The organism is Rhodovulum kholense, assembly GCF_003053725.1.
GTDB lineage: Bacteria > Pseudomonadota > Alphaproteobacteria > Rhodobacterales > Rhodobacteraceae > Rhodovulum > Rhodovulum kholense.
On sequence record NZ_QAYC01000001.1, the window covers coordinates 526,445 to 544,324 of the forward strand.

The window sequence follows — 17,880 nt, forward strand, 5'->3', positions numbered from 1 at the left end:
TCAGTTGATCATCACCATGGCGCCCTTGACGGTGGTCTGTCCACCGGCGCTGAGCTCGGCCGAGGTGCCGCCCTTGGCGGTCAGCCCCATATCGCCGCTGAGCGAGACGTTGGTGCCGCTGGCAGTCACGTCGCCGCCCGACGAGCTGATGGTGATGTTGCCCTCGGCGGTCAGATCGAGCGTGCCCTTGCTGGACACCGTCACGCCCGAGCTTTCCATCTTGATCGTGTTGCCGGTGCTGTCGGTGACGGTAACCGAGGTGTCATCGTCGCTCAGCACGATACTGTGGCCGCCCGGGGTCTTGGCGGTCAGCACGGTCTTGTCGTCGTCGAAGCTGATCTCGAGGCCCGAGCGCGTGGTCAGCGCCTTGATCTCGTTCTCGTCGGTGGCCTCGCGGGTGCGCGCGAGCTTGCCGCCATGGAGCGAGCCCAGGATCACCGGCGCCGCCGGATCGTCGGCGAAAAAGCCCAGGACGACTTCGTCGCCCACCTCGGGCAGGAACTGGATGCCCGCCCCGTTTGACCCGTAGGGCTGGGCATAGCGCGCCCAGATCTCGACCGGCGGATCGCCCGACAGCGGCAGGCTGACCTTGATCATCGCGGCGTCGGACAGGGGGTTTTCGCTGCTGCTGTCGGTCAGGGCCACCACCGTCGCGGGCTGCAGCCCCGGCACCGGGGCCACGAGCCCGCCCGCCGCAGCGCCCCCCGGCCCGATCCCGTCCGACCGCCAGCCCTGCGGCAGGCCCAGCCGGGCGGTGGTGGTCCAGTGCCCGTCGCCCAGCTCGTGGGTGATGCCCGCGACATAGGCGGTGCCGCCCATGCGCTCGCCCACGCCCTTGATCTCGATCGTGTCGCCGGGCTTGGCCGAGGCCGAGCCGGGATAGCTGCACCGCCCCTGCAGCGACGCCAGCGACACCCGCGCGGCGCGCGCCTTGGCGACCGAGGTCAGCGAGACCTGCCCCTCGGCATAGGAGGCGGTCTGCGACCGGGTGCGGTCCCCGGTCACGCCGGTCAGATCCGAAAGCGCGCTCGACCCCCAGGAGCCCGCCGCCGCGGCATCCGAGGTCTGGACCGTCGCGGTCTGCTGGGCCGGGTCCCAGCCCGTCACCGAAACCGTCTTTTCCAGCCCCACCGTGTCGAGCCGGGCGTCGAAATCGAGCACATCATCGCCCAGCGTCAGCGTCAGCTTGGCCGCGGCCGACGGATCGGGCGCGGCCGCGGTGATCTTGCCCGCATCGACCGCCAGCACCTGCCCGTTGCGGTCGGCCAGAAGCCTGAGGAAGTCCCAGTCCGGGCAGTCATGCTGCACCAGATCGGCCTCGGGGCCGTCGGTCGCGGCGATGTCGGCGGTCAGCCCTGCGGCCTGAACCAGCGCCGACATGGCATCGCTGTCCTTGGTCTTGGACCAGACCGCCGTGCGGCAGAGGCCGGTCATCTTCACCGCCTTGTCGCGGCAGGAAAGTTCAAGCTGGCCGCCGCTGCCGCTGCGGATCCGAAGCCGCAGGCCGGTGACGATGCCTGTGAACAGCGTCTGCGCCGTGTTGGACCCGAACTGGGCGGAAATCTCGATCTCGCTTCCGGGCTTGGCGGTATCGGCATCGGTCAGCGGAAATTCCTGTTCGGCGACCGACCCGTCGGCCAGCGTGACCACCGCCTCGGGCACGCGGTTCAGCTCGGTCTCGACCCGGATCGAGACGATGCCGACCGTATCGGCCAGCGCCGAGCCGTTCAGCTTGACGGTGACGCCCAGCGGGCCATCGGAACCGGAGACGGGGCTTTCGGCCATGGCTCAGCGGATCGGCGGGAAATGCAGCAGCATGCCGGGCGCCAGGTCGCGGAAATCGTCCAGGTCGTTGGCCCGGGCAATTTCCAGATACCGCGTGACGTCCTTGTAGACCCGCTGGCACATCAGGGGCAGCGTATCGCCCTCGCGGACCTGCAGCACATGGGTCATGTCCGGCGACTTGTCGTTGCTCTCCTTGGCCTCCTTCTCTTCGGTGATGGCCTCGATGAAACTCAGCTCGACGGTGGCGCGCAGCGGCGTGCCATCGGCCTGAAACAGGGTGTAATCGACGTCGAGCCCGGTCAGCCGGCCCTGGAAATCCGACAACCCGCCACCCCACTCGACCTCGACCGGGTTCGGCTGGTGGTCGTCGCCGTCATAGCTGTAGGCGATGCTGCGCAGCTTCTCGATCTGGGCCGAGACGGTCGTGTTTGCGGCATCGGGCACCACGCCGGTGCCGTCGAGCGTCAGCGTCAGGGTCAGCTGTTCGGGTTCCGAGCGGTCGAACTTGGGCACCGGCTTCGACTTGCCGATGGCGCTGTCGCGCTCGATGCCCGAAAACCGGGTCTTGTATTTGCGCTTGAACCGCGCCGGGTTGATGGTGGCGGTGAAGATGTTCGCATCGCCCGACATCTTCACGATGTCGCCGCCCTGGATCTCGCAACGGGTGATCTTGAGCTTGGTCACGACCGTCCCTCGCGCAGCCGCCGCTCGGCCGCCTCGACGGCACGGGCGATCTCGTCCTCAAGGTCGCGCCGCAGATCGGCCAGCCGTTCTGCGAATTCCTCGGGGCCGACCGCCTCGGTCGTCTGCGCCGGGCGCCCGAACGAGCCCTTCACCACCAGACTGCCGATCTCGATCGTCATCTCACAGCTTCCTTTCGAGCGTCAGATAGGCCAGCTCGACCGTCTCCAGCGCCAGTTCGTTCTTCATCGCGTCGAACCCCGCCACCGTCCACTTGACCGGGAAGGCGTTGCCGACCGACCAGGTCGCGACCGGATTGGCCTCTTCGTCCAAGAGCGACACGACCAGATCCTTGGGCACGATCGCGGTGCCGAACCCGCCTTCGAGACAGGACTTGCACCAGGTGACCAGACCGCTCGACGTGCCGGTCAGGGCCCGTTTCAGCGTCAGGTTCGCATGCGTGACCTTTTCCGGCAACTGGTGCTGGAACCGGTTCTCGCCACCTTCCTGCAAGGGGGTGGTCTCGATCCGTGTCTCGAGACCGCCCACCTCCTGAAAGGCGGTGTCGTCCACCTTCGGCGCGCTTCCCGTGAAGCTCACCGAAAAGTGGAACGCGACCGGAGGCGCGAAATCCTCCATCGCCTCAGCCGTTCTCGATCACGAAGCCTTCATGCGCGATCTCGATGGTCTCGACCGCGACCTCGTTGCCCTCGGCCTTCAGATCGGTCGAGGACACCTTGACCGGGAAGGCGTTCTGCACCTTCCAGACCATGGTCGGGTTGCCTTCCTCGTCCAGCAGCGAAATCGTCAGCGCCTTGCGCTTGATGATGTTCATCTTGATCTCGGCGAACCAGTCCCAGATCGCGTTGTCCTTGACGAAGACGCCCTTCTTCATGGTGATGTTCGAGGTCTTCAGAAGCCCCGGCATCTTGATCTTGGAAAACACCTTGCTGTTGCCCGCACGGTACTCGATGGCCTCGCTTTCCATGTCGAGCCCCGAGACCTCCTGGAAGGCCAGTTCGGTATCATCCCATTTCACCTGGAAATAGAACTTCGGAAGCGGCCATACCGTCTGCGACTGGGCGGAACCGTCATCTGCCATGGGTCATACCCTCCTCAGGCTCAGGATTTCTGCATCTGTTGCTGGAACGTGATCTCGATGAATTCCGCGGGGCGGGTGACGGCGACCAGCACCGTGATCCGCAGAATGCCTTCGAGGATGTCTTCGGGCGTCATCGTCTCGCCCAGGCCCACGAAGACGCTGAACGCGTCGGTCGGCACCGCGCCCGCAAGCCCGCCCGCCTTCCAGACCGAGGTCAGGAAGTTCTCGATCATCGACCGCATCGTGACCCAGGTATTGGCGGTGTTGGGCTCGAACACATAGGCCTTCGACGCCAGCCGGATCGATTCCTCGATCATGATCATCGTCCGGCGCACGTTGATGTAGCGCCAATCAAGGCTGTTGCCGTCCAGCGTCCGCGCCCCCCAGACCAGCGTGCCCTCGCCCACGAAGGGCCGGATCGCGTTGATCGACTTGCCGGTGGTCGAGACGTTGAGGTTTTCCTGTTCCTCGTGGTTGATGTTGACCCGGGGCGCCACGACCGAATTGAGCGACACGTTGGCGGGCGCCTTCCAGACACCGCGCGCATTGTCGACCATGGTGTAGATCCCCGCCATCGCGGCGGCGGGCGGCATCGCGTTCTCGCGCCTGGCGATGGCGTCCATCATCGTGACATACAGCGGCACCAGCGCGCGCAGGGTCTTGTCGATGGCGGCGGGCGTCGGGGTTTCCTGGCGCACCGGCGTGGTGCCGTCGACCAGCACCCGGATCTCGCGGGTCGCGAGCGGCGCGTCGTCCTTGAAGATGGTGTATTTCACCTTGGCCTCGGGCCCGGCGAAGGCCGGATCGGGGGTGAAGGTCACCGTGCCCGCATCGGCTTTCCAGGTGCCGACCCCGTCCAGCGCCTTGGTCTTGCCGTCGCTGCTGGTGGCCTCGACCAGAACGACCGAGTCCGCGTCGCCCTCGGGATTGTCGGCGGCCACATCGACCGAAACCGCGGTCTCGGCCTCGATATCGGCTTTGGCCAGCACGCCGCCCACCACCTCGACCTTCAGCGTGATGGTGTCGGTCGAGATCCCGAGCTCGTCGGTCACGGTCATCTCGAACTTGCCCTCGGGCGTGGCGTCGTCATGCTTGAAGCTGACCTTGCCCTCGGACACGTCTTCCTGGGTGAAGGTCTTGATCTCGCTGTCGTCCTCGGTCTTGACGAAGCTGCCCGCCAGGGTGCCGGGCTTCTTGGCCAGGGCGTAGGTCAGCCCGGCCTTGTCGCTTTCGTCATCCTCGGCCTTCAGGTCCTGCTCGGTGATCGCGACCTTGCCGCCCTTGGTCACCGAAATGGTGAAATCGCCGGTCACGGTCGGCGCGCTGATCCGGTCGATCTCGGGCGCGAGGTCGGGATTGCGCTTCACCGACTGCTTGAGCAGCGCCATCATCTTGGGATGGCTCGCGGGCTCGATGTTCTGGAAGCTGAAGTCGCGCGACTGGAATATCGAGGTGTCGAGCCAGGGGAAATAGGCCGCCCCGAAATCGAGGTTGTTGATGCCCACATCGTTGCGGAAGGTCGCGACCGGATTGCCCAGCGGGTCCTTCTGGCCAAGATGCCCGCCGAAGATATCAAGGATGGCAAAGCGGTTCTTCATGTCGTTGCCGCAATGCTTCAGCATCGCCTGCTGGACCTTGACGCAGTTCTGCCGCACCAGCCGCGTCGCCTCGGGGATCACCAGCATGGTGGGCTCGGGCTCGTTCTTGAGGCTGTCGATGGCGGTCAGCATCTTCTCGGCGTCGATCACGTTGTCGACCAGCTGGCCCTGGTCGTCCCGGACCTTGTAGGCCCCGATCGAGATCACGTAGCAGGGCCCGCCGCCGTTCTGGAAAAAGAGCCGCATCGCGCCGTAAAGCGAAAAGGCCGGGTTCTTCTGCTTAAGCTCGAATTTCTTCTCGCCCAGCGGGAAGACCGCGCGCGGCAACGGGTCCTTCATCGCCGCGCCATCGGCCGACAGCGGCGAGACGCCCGAGGCGACCTCGAAATCGACGATCTCGAAGACCGGGTCGGGGGCGCCCCCGTAATACTGCACGAATTCCGAGAAGGAGGTGATCCGCCAGGGCGTCATGTCCAGCGACACGGTGCCGTTGACGGCCCGTTCGGTGTAGCCGATGAAGGCCGGCACTGCGGTGGCCACCTGGACCACCGAGTTTGGAAAGGCGCTTTTCTCGACGATGTAAACGCCGGGGGTCTTCATGGCCATGGGGGCGTCTCCTCTACCAAAGGCTCACGTATATGTCGGATTGAAGGCCGTCCTGACCGGGGGCAGGACGCAGGTTGACGCCGCCCGCGGGCAGCACCGGGATCAGGGCTATGGGATCGAAGGGCGCGGGCTGGGTTTCCTCCAGCCGGAACCGGACCGAAGGCCGCGCGGCCAGCGCCACCGGCCGGGTCGAGCGGATCACCCGCGCGCGCCGCCCGTCGGGCAAGGGCGTCTGGCCCAGATCCTCGAAGGCGATCCGATCGGCCGGATCGATGACCCGGATCGGCCCGTCCGCACCGCGGCCGGTCACGTGATAGGCCCAGAGCGCCGCGACCGGCTCGAGCGACAACCGCAGCGTCCAGCCCCCGGGGTCGGCCCCCGCGAGATCCAGCACCAGCCGGCAGATCCGGGCGTCGCCCGGCCCCCGGGGCAGCGTTTCGGTCGCATCGGCCAGCCCGGTCTCACTCGTCCCGGGGCCGGGCGTCAGCACCGGCACGGCGTCGGCCTGCCAGCCTTCGGTCAGCGCGATGGCGCGCGGCTCGGCCAGGATGTCCAGCGCCACCGGCGCAGGCGGCGGAGCCGTCTCGGGCAGGCCGAGAATGGCCCGCGTCCCGTCGGTCTTGAAGACGATATCGGCCCGCGCCAGCCGTCCCGGATCGGCCGCCGCGATCCTCAGCGGGGCGGGCGCGTCGCCCCAGAAGCCATGACGGACGGTCAGATCCAGGGCGACGCGGTATCTCATTCGCGCCCCCTCCCCGTGCGCCCCTCGGGCCGCTGCGGCGACCGGATCGGCGCCGCAACCCCGGCGATGGCGCCGGCATCGACCCGGACAGACCGGATCTTGAACATCACCGAGGGCACATAGCGCCCGCCGAGATTGCCCCAGAGCTGGCCCACTTCCTCGACCTTCAGATTGGCGATCTCGAAGGACAGCTGCGCCAGACCGGGCGGCATGTCGGGGGTGTTCTGCGGCGTCATAACCGGCTGCGCCTGAAAGAACATCAGCGCCGCCGACAGCTGCTTGAGCCCTTCGGCATATTTGTCGGGGTCATGGGCGGCGGCCAGCATCGCGTAGATGTCGAGATGAATGGCCTGCGCCCCGCGCGCGAGCCCGATCGAGGACAGCCCCGGCCCGCGCGCGCTGCGCGGCATGGTGTCCTCGGCGATGGCGGTGACGAACAGGGCCAGCTTGTTGCGGGCGGTATCGGCGGGCTTGCCCTCGGCATCGGTCAGCGGCGACAGCACCACGACGTCGTCCCCGGTCCGGAACCGCCCGGCCAGGTGGCCGTTCAGGCGGTCGACGGCAAGGGTCAACGCCTGATCGATCATGCGCCGCTCTCCCTTCGGGGCGACACAGATCCGACGCGGGCTGCGGGTGCAAGCATGGCTCCCCCCTGACCGGACCGCGGGTCCGGCCGTTTTGACCGGCGTCCCGCGCAATCGCCAAAAGGCGTTGTTCCGCAATCCAAATTCAACCACAGGAGGTAGCGTTTAGGCAAGCCAAGAATTGACCGCCGTTCCGCGCCGTCACGGACGATCCGGCTGCGGTGTCCGGTCCCGGCCCTTGGCCTTGCCCTTGCGCTAGCCGTCGGACGCGGTCGGGGGCGGCGTCAATCGGGGGCAATGCTGCTTGATCCCAGATAGCGCTGCGCCAGCCGCCGCCAGCCGCCATGGCGGATCTGCTCGATCAGCGCGCTGTCGATCCGGGCACGCAGGTCCTGCGGCAGCGCGCTGCCATAGCCCCAGCCGAGCGGCTCGTTGCGATAAACCTTCTGTTCGACGGTTACCTTGCCACGAAACCGGTCGGTGCCCGCCAGATAGGTCAGCTCGGCCCAGTCGCCGATCACCTGATCGACCTCGCCCGCGACCAGCGCCTCGAGAAGCTTTTCGGCCGAGGGCTCGGTCGCGCAGCCCGGTCCCGCCAGCGGCGCGGCCGACAGCGGCCGGCAGCCGGGATCGTCGGGCTTTCCGGCCGCCGCCTCATAGGCATCGGTCAGGAATTCCTGGGCGGTCGAGTGGGATTCGATGCCCACGCGCTCGTCGGTCAGGTCCCGTTCGTCGATCCGCTCGCTCTGGCCGATGGCCGAGACGAAGGCCGAGGTCAACACCCCCAGAAGGGCGGCCGACAGCGCCGTGCCGATGATCGCCATGAACATTTCGAGGCCCCGGCCCGCCAGGTTGAACCCGGCATCGCCGATCCCCTTCAGCCCAAGCGTCCGCTCGACCGCCTCGAGATAGGGATCGACCAGCGCCAGCAGGCGGCCGGGGGCCGCGCGGTCCTCGTCGGGGCGGCGGCGGGCGTCGCGCAGCACCCATTTGATCAGCACCGCCAGCACGAGGTTCAGCACCAGGAACAGCAGCACCGCGCGCAGCGTGCCGGGCTGAAACAGCGTCGTCACCAGCACCTCGAGCGCATGGGAAAACGCGATCTCGTTGCTGTGGCGCGCGGCGATGGTCAGCCCCGACAGGAAATACTGGCGCGAAAAGCCATAGGACAGCAGCCGTTCGGGGGTGATCGTCAGCGGCGCCAGCACCAGATCGAGACCGCCATCGGTCAGCGCCTCCTCCTGCTGCTCGATGGCGTCGCAGACCACGAAATGGCTGCCCTTGATCCGCCCGGCCTCGATCAGGCCGGTTTCGACCCGGCGCCAGAGCTCGACCGACAGCCCGGTGGGCGGCGCGCCGTCCTCGAGGATGACAAAGGGCGGCGCATGGGACACCGCGAGATCGAGAAAACCCGGCTCGCGCGGGCCGGTGCACTGGGCCGCCGCAGCCCCGGCGGCCAGAGCCGTGACCAGCCCCCAGATCGCCAGCGCTCGACACCGCGCACCGAGCTGAACACCGAACCGGCGACCGAGACCACGACCGCGCCGGGACACCCCCGCCGCCGCCGGTAGGATGCGCCCCGCCGGCGCCGGGCGGGACCCGATCCGGATCATAGTTTTGCGGCTTTGGCGCCCATCCGGTCGGCCTCGCTTTCCAGCGCGGGGCTGTCATTCAGCGGCTGCCCGGCGACCTCGCTGGTGGGTTTCACCTGACCCTTGGCCTGCTGCACCGTGTGCCAGGCCTCGTGCGGCAGGTGTCTTTCCTGGCCCGGCCCAAGATGAATGTCCGATCCCTGCGCATAGGCATGGGCCTGCACCGCGGCTGGCCTGGACGAATTGTAGTGAACCCGCACGTTGCTCATGTCGAGGCCCGAAAGCTGCTCGACGCCGGACCTGAGCCTCTCCGGCAGGCCGGTTTTCGAACCGCCCTTGCGCTGGAGCGGTTTGCCCCGGATCGCCTTGCCCCGGATTGCCTTGCCTTGAAGCGGCTCTTCCTCCTCGACCCGCTGAAGCGCCTTGCCCTGCAGCGGTTCCTCCTCCTCGGGCGCCTCGGCCCGTTGCAGCGCCTTGCCCTGAAGGGGCTCCTCCTCTTCAGCGGCTTCGGCGCGTTGCAGGGCCTCGGCCCGAAGCGCCCCCAGCCGGGCGGCAGTGCCCCCCGAGGTTGCCGCATCGGCCTTGGCCTGAAGCGCGGACAGACGGTCCTCCTCGGGGCCACCCGCCCGGGCGCCGCCCCGGGCCTGCGGCGCCGGACCGGCGCTGCCGCGTTCGCTCTGGAAGATCTGGGCCATGGCTGCCTCCCGATACCGATAGGGAATGAAACCACAGGTTGTGAAGCGCTGGCAAGCGGCATCGCGCGCCCGCGCCCCACCGTCGCGGCAAGGGCCGCGTCCGGCTTGGCGCCGTTGCCCCGCCAGGGCAACGCCCTTCCGGACCGGTCCTTGCCGATGTCGCGCCGCCACACGCCATGGTTGACGAAGCCGAGTGGCTCGGCCACCCTGTCGGCAACAAACCGCCCCCAGGGAGGCGCCCCAGATGACCACAGGCCGCCGCCTGTTCCAGTCTTTTCCGGCCGTTGCGCTGGGGATCGCCTGCCTCGCGCCCACCGCCTGCGGGCTGGTCACGAAGGTGCAGGAACTGCCGGTCGTCGAACGGTTCGGCTTCGGTGTCGAGGTGCCCTGCGACATCAACCTCTACCAGCAGCGGCGCATGACCGGGGCCTATCTGCAGATCGCCGTGGGCTCGGCCGGAGGCGTTGCGCAATACGTCACCGGACGACCGTCGCGCAGCGCGCTGCCGCGCAATCTGGTGATCGAGGAGGACACGATCCGGCGCCTCCGCCCCGAGGAAGAGAACGGCCAGACCAAGCTGGAAGGCTGGAAGCGCGCCAGCGCCGTGCCGGTCCCGGGCCTCGGCCCCGGCACCGAACTGCCCGCCGCCTACACCTTCGATTTCCGCTCGCAGAAGATCGACTATACCGGCCCGCTGGTGGTCGGCCAAAGCCCGACCGCGACCGAGATCCCGAAGGCGGGGCTTGCCACCATCACCGGGCCGGTGCGGGTGAGCTTCACCGCAACCGACGCCACCGGCAAGACCGAGGTCACCGACGCCCTGGGCAGCTTCACCCTGCAGATCGGCTATGGCACCGGGCGGGCCAGCTTCGTCGCGTCGGGCTTCACCGCCGACAGCGGGCCCGCCCTGCCCTTCGACAGCTTTTCCTGGTCGCGGCTCGGGCTTTGCGCGCCGCGCGTGGTGTCCAGCGGCCAGGGGACGGTCCGCTTCACCGGCCCCGATGGCGGCCGGGTCGGGCTACTGACTCCCGGGCTGGAACCGGCGGCGCTGCTCAGTTTCGAGGCCAGCCAGTTCGCCGGAACCGACCGCCCCGGCCCGCCCGGCGCCGCGGGCGGCGTCTTCGCGATCCAGGGCAACAGCGCTACCCTGACAGGTGTGTTCCTGTCGCAACCTTCACCCTAGACGGGTTTCTTTCCTTGCCCTGTACCGAGGCTTCCGCCAGTATCTTAACCAAGAAAGACCCTACATCCGTGAACCGGAACGATTTTCTACCGTCTTCAGGGGGGACCGATCGCAGCCGCCTGGGCTGCGGTCCTTTGGCAAGTCGCATGCGTTGAATACCGACTGGTCCGATATCCGCGTCTTGCAGGGGGCCTCGTGCGAGGCGCGCCTTCCAGTCCCTTTGACCCGCGATGCCCCCTGGCTTCGCCCGCGCGATCTGGCCGCCCGGCTGGCGGCGCTGGCCGACACCGCACCTTCGCCCTGGCGCGACCGGCTGCGGGCCGAGCCCGCCGTGGTGGTGGCCCAGATCCTCAGCTTTCGCCCCGACGATGCCATCGCCGCCTTCGATCTTGCCGCCGACGGGGGCACCGGGGCGCTGATCCGCCATGTCCGCGCGCTGTCGCGCCGGATCGACGACTGGCTGATGCGGATCGAGGCGCAGCTGCCCGAGGCTTTCGGCGAAACCATCGCCGCACTCGAACGGCAGATGGGGCTGCGCGGGCGGGTCAGCGGGCTTGCGGCCCGGTCGGGCACCGATCTGGCCGCGCTTTTGCTGACCACCTTCGCCCCGCCGCATGGCGGGCCCCGGGCCGACCCGCGGGCCATCGCCGTGCCCGACCGGATCGCCGAGGCCCGGGCGCTGGCCACCGCGATCAGCGCGGCGCACCGGCAGATGATCCATGCCGTGGCCTCGCTCCAGCCCGCCGCCGCCACCGCCTTTGCCGAACGGATCGAGGCGGGCATGATCGAGCCCGGCATCGGGCTGATCCTGGCCGAGCTGTCCGCAGCCGGGCTGGTCGACGACCGGCTGAACCGCTTTACCCGCCGCCATACCGATTTCTACTACCGCGAGATCCTGGGCCAGCCGCCCGCCGATGCGACCCCCGAACGGGTGCTGCTGCATGTGCCCCCGGCCGCGGCCGAACGCCACCTGCCGCGCGGTACCACGCTGGCCGCGCGCGGCGCGGACGGCACGGTCGCGGCCTTCCGCACCCTGACCGCGATTCCGGTCAGCACCTCGCGGGTCCGCACCACCGGCGCCATCACCTACGAGACCGATCCGCAGGTGTCGTTCTTTGCCACGCTGGGCGCGATCACCCGCGTCGAGGCTGGGCTCGACCCGGCCGGGGCCGGGCCGCTCGGGCGCGGGGTCTTCGTCGCCCGCAGCCCCGCTGCGTCCGAGGGTGGGCGCAGGCAGGCCGGGGCCGAGATGGGGCTCGACATCGCCTCGGATCTTTTCCGGCTGCGCGAGGGGCGCCGCCAGGTCGAGCTCCGGCTGGACATGCGCCGCGCAAGCCCCCTGCCCGCGATGTCGCCGAAGCTGCCGCCCGGCACCGAGCCCGGCCGCGACCCCAATGTCGCGCTCGAACTGCGCCACGATCCCGAACTGATCCGCGCCTGCGGTTTCGCCAGCCTCGAGGAGGGGATCGAGGTCATCGACGCCGCCGTGCAGGACTGGGCGCGCAACATGGTACGCGCGCCCTCGATGGCGATGATCTACGAGGTGATCGCGCGCAAGACGCTGAACGCGGCACCGCTGCGCCAGCTTCTGGGGCGGATCGTGACGCTGAGCCTCGTCGAGGGCGTGCCCTGGCCCGAGGGCGACTATCTGCAGCTGCTTCTGGACAAGAACGGCGCGCTGCAACAGGGGCCCGAGGGGCTGCTGCGCCGTGCCGCGGCGGGCGAACCAGACGGAAGCGCCCCGGCGGACGGGGCCGCGGGCTCGCTGATGGCGGGCGCCTTCCAGCTGGCCCCGGGCGGCCGGGGGTTCCTGCTGGCGCCCTGCGACGTCTTCCAGAAGTTCTTTGCCGATGCCTTCACCGTCACCCTGACCAGCGCGCGCGGCCCGGTCGCGCCCGAGGTGCTGCAGATCCTGCCGAACGGCCCGGGCCTGCCGCCGGGCGTGACCTTCCGCATGACCTTCGGCCGCGAGGCCCCGCCGCTCGAACCCGATCCGGCGACGCCCGAGGCCGCGCCCGCGCTGGCGATCCGCGCCGCCCCCGATGCCCGGATCTGCCCGGTCAGCTTCTTCGAGCGCTACGAGGTCGATGCCGCCGCGATCCGGGTCCGGGTCGAGGGGTTGCGGACCATGGCGGGGTTCAACGATGACGGGCCGGTCGCGGTCGATCAGGCGGTGCTGCCCTTCGGCGCCCGCCCCGCCGATGGCGGCACGCTGACGCTTGCCGCGCCCGAACTGGCGGTCAAGCCGGTGACCCATGTCTCGCTCGACCTGACCTGGGCCGATCTGCCCGCCGGGATCGACGGCTTTGCCGGGCATTACGCCGCCTATCCGCGCGACACGCCCGTCCCGGACCCGCTTGTGAACGTCGAGGTGCTGTCGGGCGAGACCTGGAAGCCGCTGCTGGATGGCCCGACGCCCATGGCCGACCGCGATCCGGCCAGCGGCCGGCTGCTGGCCGACTGGCACCGCGAGGCCGATCTGGAAAGCCCCAGCCTGCCCGAGGACGGCCCGGCCGCGCTGAAGCTGCCGAAAGCCCGGGGCGAGATCCGGAGCGGCGCGCTGCGGCTGCGGCTGTCGGGCAGCGCGGGCGGCTTCGGGCAGACCGCCTATGCGTTGGGGCTGGCCGATGCGCTGCGCCCGCGCCTGCTGCGGCTGCGCCCGCGTCCGGTACCGCTGCCGCCCTATCTGCCGCGGATCGCGCGGCTCAGGATCGGCTATGAGGCCGCCGGGCGGATCGCGCTGTCGGCCCCCGACAGCGCCCGGGCGCGCGACCGGGTGCGCCAGATCACGCCTTTCGGCACGATCCCGGTCTTTCCCGAACGCACCGAGCGAGCGGCGGGGCTGGTGCCCGCGCGGCTGGGCTATGGCACGCTTTTCCTTCAGCTTTCGGGCAATTCGGCCAAGGAAAACCTGGCGCTGCTGTTCGACATCGCCGACAGCGGCCATGAACGGGTGGTGCCCGATCCGGTGCCGCTGGTCTGGCACTACCTGACCGAGGCGGGCTGGCAGGACCTGCCCGCCACCGCGATCTCGTCGGACACGACCGACGGGCTGCTCAGGTCCGGCACGGTGGTGATCGACATGCCCGACGACGCCAGCGAGACCGCGCCCGACATGCCGCCGGGCGGCATCTGGCTGGCGGTCTCGGCGATCTGCCCCGGGTTTCACACCCATCCGGTGCTCGATGGCGTCCATACCAACGGGGTCTGGGCCGAAAGCCGCGACAGTCATCCGCATCCGGGCGACGGCCCGCGCGACTGGCGCTTCGATCCGGGCTTTGCCGGTCTTGGCAAGCCGGTCGAGGTCGACCGCCGGATCCCGCCGCGCCCGCCCGAGACCCCGCCCGCCTGGCGCGCCCGCGTCGCCGAGCGGCTGCGCCACCGCAAGCGCGCGGTCACGCCCTGGGATGTCGAACGGCTGGTGCTGCAGGAATTCCCCGAGATCTGGCGGGTCAAATGCCTGCCCCATCTGACCGCCGCCACGCCCGAGCCCGCGCCGGGCCGGGCCACGGTCGTGCTGGTCCGCCGCCCGCCCGAGCCCACGGACGGCGCCCCCCCGCCGCCGCGCGAGCTGTACTTCGATGTCGGCAAGCTGGAACGCGTCCGCGCCTGGCTGCAGGCCCATGCCTGCCCCTTCGCGGGTTTCGACGTGGTCAACCCGGCCTTCGACCGGCTGCAGGTGCGCGCCCAGATCCGCTTTGCCCCGTTCCTGAACGACGGCGCGCTGGCCTTCCGGCTGCGCCAGGACCTGATCGCGCGGCTGTCGGTCTGGACCGCCGCGCCCGAAATCGCGCGGTTCGGCTGGTCGCTGAACGTGGCTCTTCTGCGCGCGCAGATCGCGGCGCTCGACTATGTCGAGGATGTCACGGATTTCTCGGTGCTGCATTTCGCGGCCGACGATTCCGGGGTCCACCGGCTGGCCGATACCGCACAGATCGACGGGCGCGGCCCGCACGGGCCGGTGATCCGGCCGTCCCGGCCCTGGGCGCTGGCGCTCTCGGCCTCGGATCACGCGCTGGCGGCAGCCACCGCGCGGGGCGGCATCGAAGCGACGCAAAGCGGCATCGGTCGGCTCCGGGTGGGCGACATGCTGATCGTGGGGCAGGAGACGGCGCGGTGACAAGACAGGACAGGACGACGCTGAAATCCTTCTTCCGCGACGGGGCACTGCCCACCGCGGAACATTACCGCGACCTCATCGAATCCTGCGTCAACCAGACCGAGGACGGGTTCTCGAAGACCCCGGCCGACGGGCTGCAGCTGCATTCGGTCGGCAGCTCGCGCGCCGTGCTCAGCCTTTATGAGGGGCTCGGCACGCCCTATGCCTCCTGGGTGCTCGAACATGGCGAAACCCAGGGCCATCTGCATTTCCGCCAGGGGCTGGGGGTTGCGGGCAACACGCTGGACAGCGCCGCGGGCGGCTGGGTCACCGGCCCACCAGGGCTGACGCTGGGCCGGGACGGGCGGATCGGGATCAGCGAGGCCGCGCCCGAATGGCGGCTCGACCTGCGCGGCACGGCGCGGATGGACGGGCGGCTGGGGCGCGCGACCGAGGGCCTTGCGGACCCCGTCGCCGACGGAACCTGGCACGACATCACCCGGCCGATGACCGGCTGTCAGGCCTTCGAGGTGATGGCGGGCGTCGGCGGCGAGGTCGGACAGGGCCATTACGCGCTGATCCACGCGGTCGCGATGAACGCCTTCCATCCCCGGAACGCGATCCTGAACTGGATGTTCGGACGCCGCCGGATCCGCGCCCAGACCGCAGTCTACGGGTCCTATGCCGACCGGCTGCGGCTGCGCTGGCTTGCCACCGAGGAACGCCACCACTTCAAGCTGCAGATCCGCACCAATGCCGATTACGGTCAGGCCGAGGGCGCGCCGGTGCGGATCCGCTATCACCTGACGCGGCTCTGGTTCGATCCCTTGATGACCGGGTCGCGCGGCCCCGCCGGAGGGCCGGACCGCGAGGACGGGCTGTTGTGACCGAAGAGCTGCCGCCTCCGATCACCTTTGCGGCGCTGATGGCCGAGGCGACGCCCGCCGCGCAACGCGCCTCGGGCCGGATCTGGACCGATTACAACACCCACGATCCGGGCGTGACCTTCCTCGAACAGACCGCCTTCGCGCTGACCGAGATCGCCTATCGCGCCGACCATCCGGTGCGCGATCACCTGACCGCCGCGCCCGAGGCCTTCGATCTTGACGCGCTGGCGCTTTTCGGGCCGCAGGAGGTGCTGCCGGGGCGGCCGGTGACCGCGCTCGACCTGGCGGCCTGCCTGTCCGCCCTGCCCGAGGTCGCCCGGGTCTTCGTGCGCCCGGCCGGGGCGCGCGGGCTTTACGAAATCGCCGTGCTGCCGGGCGAGGGCATCACCGCCGCCACGGCCATCGACGCGGTCGCGGCCGCCTTCGACCGGATACGGCTGATCGGTACCGATACCCTGCCCGTCGCGCTGGCCGAGACGCGCTGGCTCGATCTGGCCGGGCGCATCAGCATCGGCCCGATGGCCAAGCCCGACGCCATCGCGGCCGAGGTCTATCACGTGGTCAATCTGGTGCTGAAGGGGCTCGACGCGACCGGCACCGGCGGGCGCCGGGGCGCGACGCGGGCCGATCTTTTCGACGATCCGGCAACGATCTGGCCGCCGGTGCAGGCCGAACCCGGCGACCCGGCGCGCCCCGATCTGGTGCTGGCCGCGCTGGAACGGATCGAGGGCATCGAGAATGTCCACGAGCTGCGCCTGATCGAGGCCACGCCCCATGACGACCGCAGGCTGGCCCGGCCCGGCATCGTCGCGGTGCACGAGGTCCGTCTGCCCGCAGGCGCCGCGCGTCTGGAACTGACGCTGGACGGCGCGCCGGTGCCGCTCGATCCGCATGGCATCGCCGAGGAATACGACCGCCTGACCGCCGCGCGGATCGCCGGGCAGGGCAACCGCCTCGACCCGCGCGATTTCGACGTGGCCTTTGCCGGGCGTCTGCGCGCGGCGGGGCGGTTGTCGGTCGATGCGACCCTGCCCGCCATCTACCGGATCCGGGGCGGCGAACGGATCGCCTCCTATCGCGGGATGATCGACGCGACGCTCGGGGCGATGGCCGCGCCGCTTTCAGCCCTGCCCGCCCGCTATGCCGCCCGCGCCGACACTGACCCCGAGGATGCGGTGGCACTGCGCGAACGGCGCGAGATGCTCGATTACCTCATTGCGCTGCAGGGCGACGAGATGCCCGACACCGCGCAGACCGGGCTGCATGCCTATCGCAGCGCGGCCGAGCGGCTGCGCTGGGACATCGCCTGGCGCGAGGCCTATCTGGCCCGCCTGCCCGGGTTCGACTTTCACAAGGGCACTGCCCATCCCGAATTCGGGGCGGCGGCGCGGCTGGCGCATCTGTGCGATCTCTCGCCCTGGACCGGGCCGGTCGCGGCGCTGGCGGCGGCGGGCCTCACGCTCGACGCCGGGGTCGATGCCCCCGAGGCGACCGTGCCGCGCAGCGACCTGACCCTGCCCGATCCGGCGCATGACCTGTTTCTCACCCGCCGGTCGGCACCCGCACCGCTTGGCGCGTCCGATCTCGCCGCGCTCTCGCCCTGGATCGCCGAGGGGCGGCTCTCGCCCGCGCTCCTGCGCCGCGCCGCCTCTGCCGAAGCCTATCTGCTGACCCCGGGCGACGATCCCGCCGATGGCTGGCAGCTTCTGTTCGAGCCCGTCCCCGGCGCGCCCTTCCTCTATCGCTGCGCCACCGACTGCGACCGCGCCGCGCTCGACCGGCTCGGGACGCGTCTGTGCCGCGCCTGGCAGGATTTGAACCGCGCCTGCGAACAGCTTCTTCTAATCGAGGATATCCGGCTGCGCGGCAGCGGGCGCGGCTTTGCCGAGGCCAGCGTCTGGGCGCTGCTGCCGGGCTGGACCGCGCGCGGCACCGACCCGGCCTTTCGCCGCCATGTCGAGGACATGATCCTGCGTGTCGCGCCCGCCCATGTGCATGTCCGGCCGGTCTGGCTGGACGCCGATGCCCTGGCGGATCTGGCGCCGCGCATCGCCGCCTGGCGGGCGGGCATGGACGGCGCCGCGGCGGATCTGCGTGCGGCGCTGAGGCGGAACGGAGGGCCGCTGGAATGACCGGGCAGCCCGCGCCCCATCCCCTGACCGAAGCCCCCCCGAACCGGATCGGGACGCTGGAATTCCGCTTCGATCTCGTGGACGGCCCGGGCCCGCTCGGCACGCCCGAACGGCTGCTGCTGGCGATCCGGGCCGAGTTGCTCGCCACTGTCGAGCATGTGCTTGCGGACAGCGCCCACGCCCGCGCCGATCTG

General features: G+C 69.9%; 14 protein-coding genes. 4 read left to right on the top strand and 10 right to left on the bottom strand.

The features are described 5' to 3' along the window. The 10 genes from C8N38_RS02415 to C8N38_RS02460 all read right to left on the bottom strand — a co-directional run bounded on the left by C8N38_RS02415 (position 1) and on the right by C8N38_RS02460 (position 9,385). A complete protein-coding gene (locus tag C8N38_RS02415) occupies positions 1–1,785 on the bottom strand; it encodes a phage baseplate assembly protein V (RefSeq protein WP_108023538.1) in 1,785 nt (594 codons plus the stop codon). A 3-nt stretch (positions 1,786–1,788) separates the two neighbouring features. Then, positions 1,789–2,469 (bottom strand): CIS tube protein, encoded by a 681-nt coding sequence (locus tag C8N38_RS02420; RefSeq protein ID WP_108023540.1) that lies wholly within the window; start codon positions 2,467–2,469, stop codon positions 1,789–1,791. Continuing rightward, on the bottom strand, positions 2,466–2,648 hold the full coding sequence (locus C8N38_RS02425; RefSeq protein ID WP_108023542.1) for a hypothetical protein: 183 nt from the start codon (positions 2,646–2,648) through the stop codon (positions 2,466–2,468). Before C8N38_RS02425 ends, C8N38_RS02420 begins: the two co-directional genes overlap by 4 nt. A 1-nt stretch (position 2,649) precedes the next feature. Next, positions 2,650–3,105 carry a phage tail protein gene (locus C8N38_RS02430; RefSeq protein WP_108023544.1) on the bottom strand — a complete coding sequence of 152 codons (456 nt, stop codon included), beginning with the start codon at positions 3,103–3,105 and terminating at the stop codon, positions 2,650–2,652. 4 nt (positions 3,106–3,109) lie between these two features. Continuing rightward, complete coding sequence (locus C8N38_RS02435) at positions 3,110–3,568, bottom strand: phage tail protein (RefSeq protein WP_075786042.1); 459 nt, start codon at positions 3,566–3,568, stop codon at positions 3,110–3,112. 20 nt (positions 3,569–3,588) lie between these two features. After that, positions 3,589–5,772, bottom strand: a complete 2,184-nt coding sequence (locus C8N38_RS02440) for a cadherin-like domain-containing protein (protein ID WP_108023546.1) — start codon at positions 5,770–5,772, stop codon at positions 3,589–3,591. 13 nt (positions 5,773–5,785) lie between these two features. Further along, positions 5,786–6,514, bottom strand: a complete 729-nt coding sequence (locus C8N38_RS02445; RefSeq protein ID WP_108023548.1) for a hypothetical protein — start codon at positions 6,512–6,514, stop codon at positions 5,786–5,788. Then, complete coding sequence (locus tag C8N38_RS02450; RefSeq protein WP_108023550.1) at positions 6,511–7,101, bottom strand: Pvc16 family protein; 591 nt, start codon at positions 7,099–7,101, stop codon at positions 6,511–6,513. Before C8N38_RS02450 ends, C8N38_RS02445 begins: the two co-directional genes overlap by 4 nt. A gap of 281 nt (positions 7,102–7,382) precedes the next feature. Next, entirely contained in the window at positions 7,383–8,651 is a 1,269-nt protein-coding gene (locus C8N38_RS02455; RefSeq protein WP_158272284.1) for a transporter substrate-binding domain-containing protein, read from the bottom strand. A 56-nt stretch (positions 8,652–8,707) separates the two neighbouring features. Beyond that, positions 8,708–9,385: an eCIS core domain-containing protein gene (locus tag C8N38_RS02460; protein ID WP_108023554.1), complete on the bottom strand. Its 678-nt coding sequence runs from the start codon at positions 9,383–9,385 to the stop codon at positions 8,708–8,710. 244 nt (positions 9,386–9,629) lie between these two features. Here C8N38_RS02460 and C8N38_RS02465 point away from each other — a divergent pair, with 244 nt between their 5' ends. The 4 genes from C8N38_RS02465 (at position 9,630) to C8N38_RS02480 (ending at position 17,686) form a co-directional block, all read left to right on the top strand. Next, positions 9,630–10,568 (top strand): hypothetical protein, encoded by a 939-nt coding sequence (locus C8N38_RS02465; RefSeq protein WP_108023556.1) that lies wholly within the window; start codon positions 9,630–9,632, stop codon positions 10,566–10,568. 220 nt (positions 10,569–10,788) lie between these two features. Beyond that, positions 10,789–14,688 (top strand): baseplate J/gp47 family protein, encoded by a 3,900-nt coding sequence (locus tag C8N38_RS02470; protein ID WP_108023558.1) that lies wholly within the window; start codon positions 10,789–10,791, stop codon positions 14,686–14,688. Next, a complete protein-coding gene (locus C8N38_RS02475; RefSeq protein WP_108023560.1) occupies positions 14,685–15,554 on the top strand; it encodes a hypothetical protein in 870 nt (289 codons plus the stop codon). Before C8N38_RS02470 ends, C8N38_RS02475 begins: the two co-directional genes overlap by 4 nt. Beyond that, positions 15,551–17,686 (top strand): hypothetical protein, encoded by a 2,136-nt coding sequence (locus C8N38_RS02480; RefSeq protein ID WP_108023562.1) that lies wholly within the window; start codon positions 15,551–15,553, stop codon positions 17,684–17,686. Before C8N38_RS02475 ends, C8N38_RS02480 begins: the two co-directional genes overlap by 4 nt. Positions 17,687–17,880 lie beyond the last annotated feature (194 nt).

Excerpts from the sequence above, each read along its gene's own strand:
- C8N38_RS02445 (WP_108023548.1), bottom strand. The coding sequence starts at position 6,514 with ATGAGATACCGCGTCGCCCTGGATCTGACCGTCCGTCATGGCTTCTGG.
- C8N38_RS02425 (WP_108023542.1), bottom strand. The coding sequence starts at position 2,648 with ATGACGATCGAGATCGGCAGTCTGGTGGTGAAGGGCTCGTTCGGGCGC.
- C8N38_RS02415 (WP_108023538.1), bottom strand. The coding sequence starts at position 1,785 with ATGGCCGAAAGCCCCGTCTCCGGTTCCGATGGCCCGCTGGGCGTCACC.
- C8N38_RS02440 (WP_108023546.1), bottom strand. The coding sequence starts at position 5,772 with ATGGCCATGAAGACCCCCGGCGTTTACATCGTCGAGAAAAGCGCCTTT.
- C8N38_RS02460 (WP_108023554.1), bottom strand. The coding sequence starts at position 9,385 with ATGGCCCAGATCTTCCAGAGCGAACGCGGCAGCGCCGGTCCGGCGCCG.
- C8N38_RS02435 (WP_075786042.1), bottom strand. The coding sequence starts at position 3,568 with ATGGCAGATGACGGTTCCGCCCAGTCGCAGACGGTATGGCCGCTTCCG.
- C8N38_RS02430 (WP_108023544.1), bottom strand. The coding sequence starts at position 3,105 with ATGGAGGATTTCGCGCCTCCGGTCGCGTTCCACTTTTCGGTGAGCTTC.
- C8N38_RS02465 (WP_108023556.1), top strand. The coding sequence starts at position 9,630 with ATGACCACAGGCCGCCGCCTGTTCCAGTCTTTTCCGGCCGTTGCGCTG.
- C8N38_RS02450 (WP_108023550.1), bottom strand. The coding sequence starts at position 7,101 with ATGATCGATCAGGCGTTGACCCTTGCCGTCGACCGCCTGAACGGCCAC.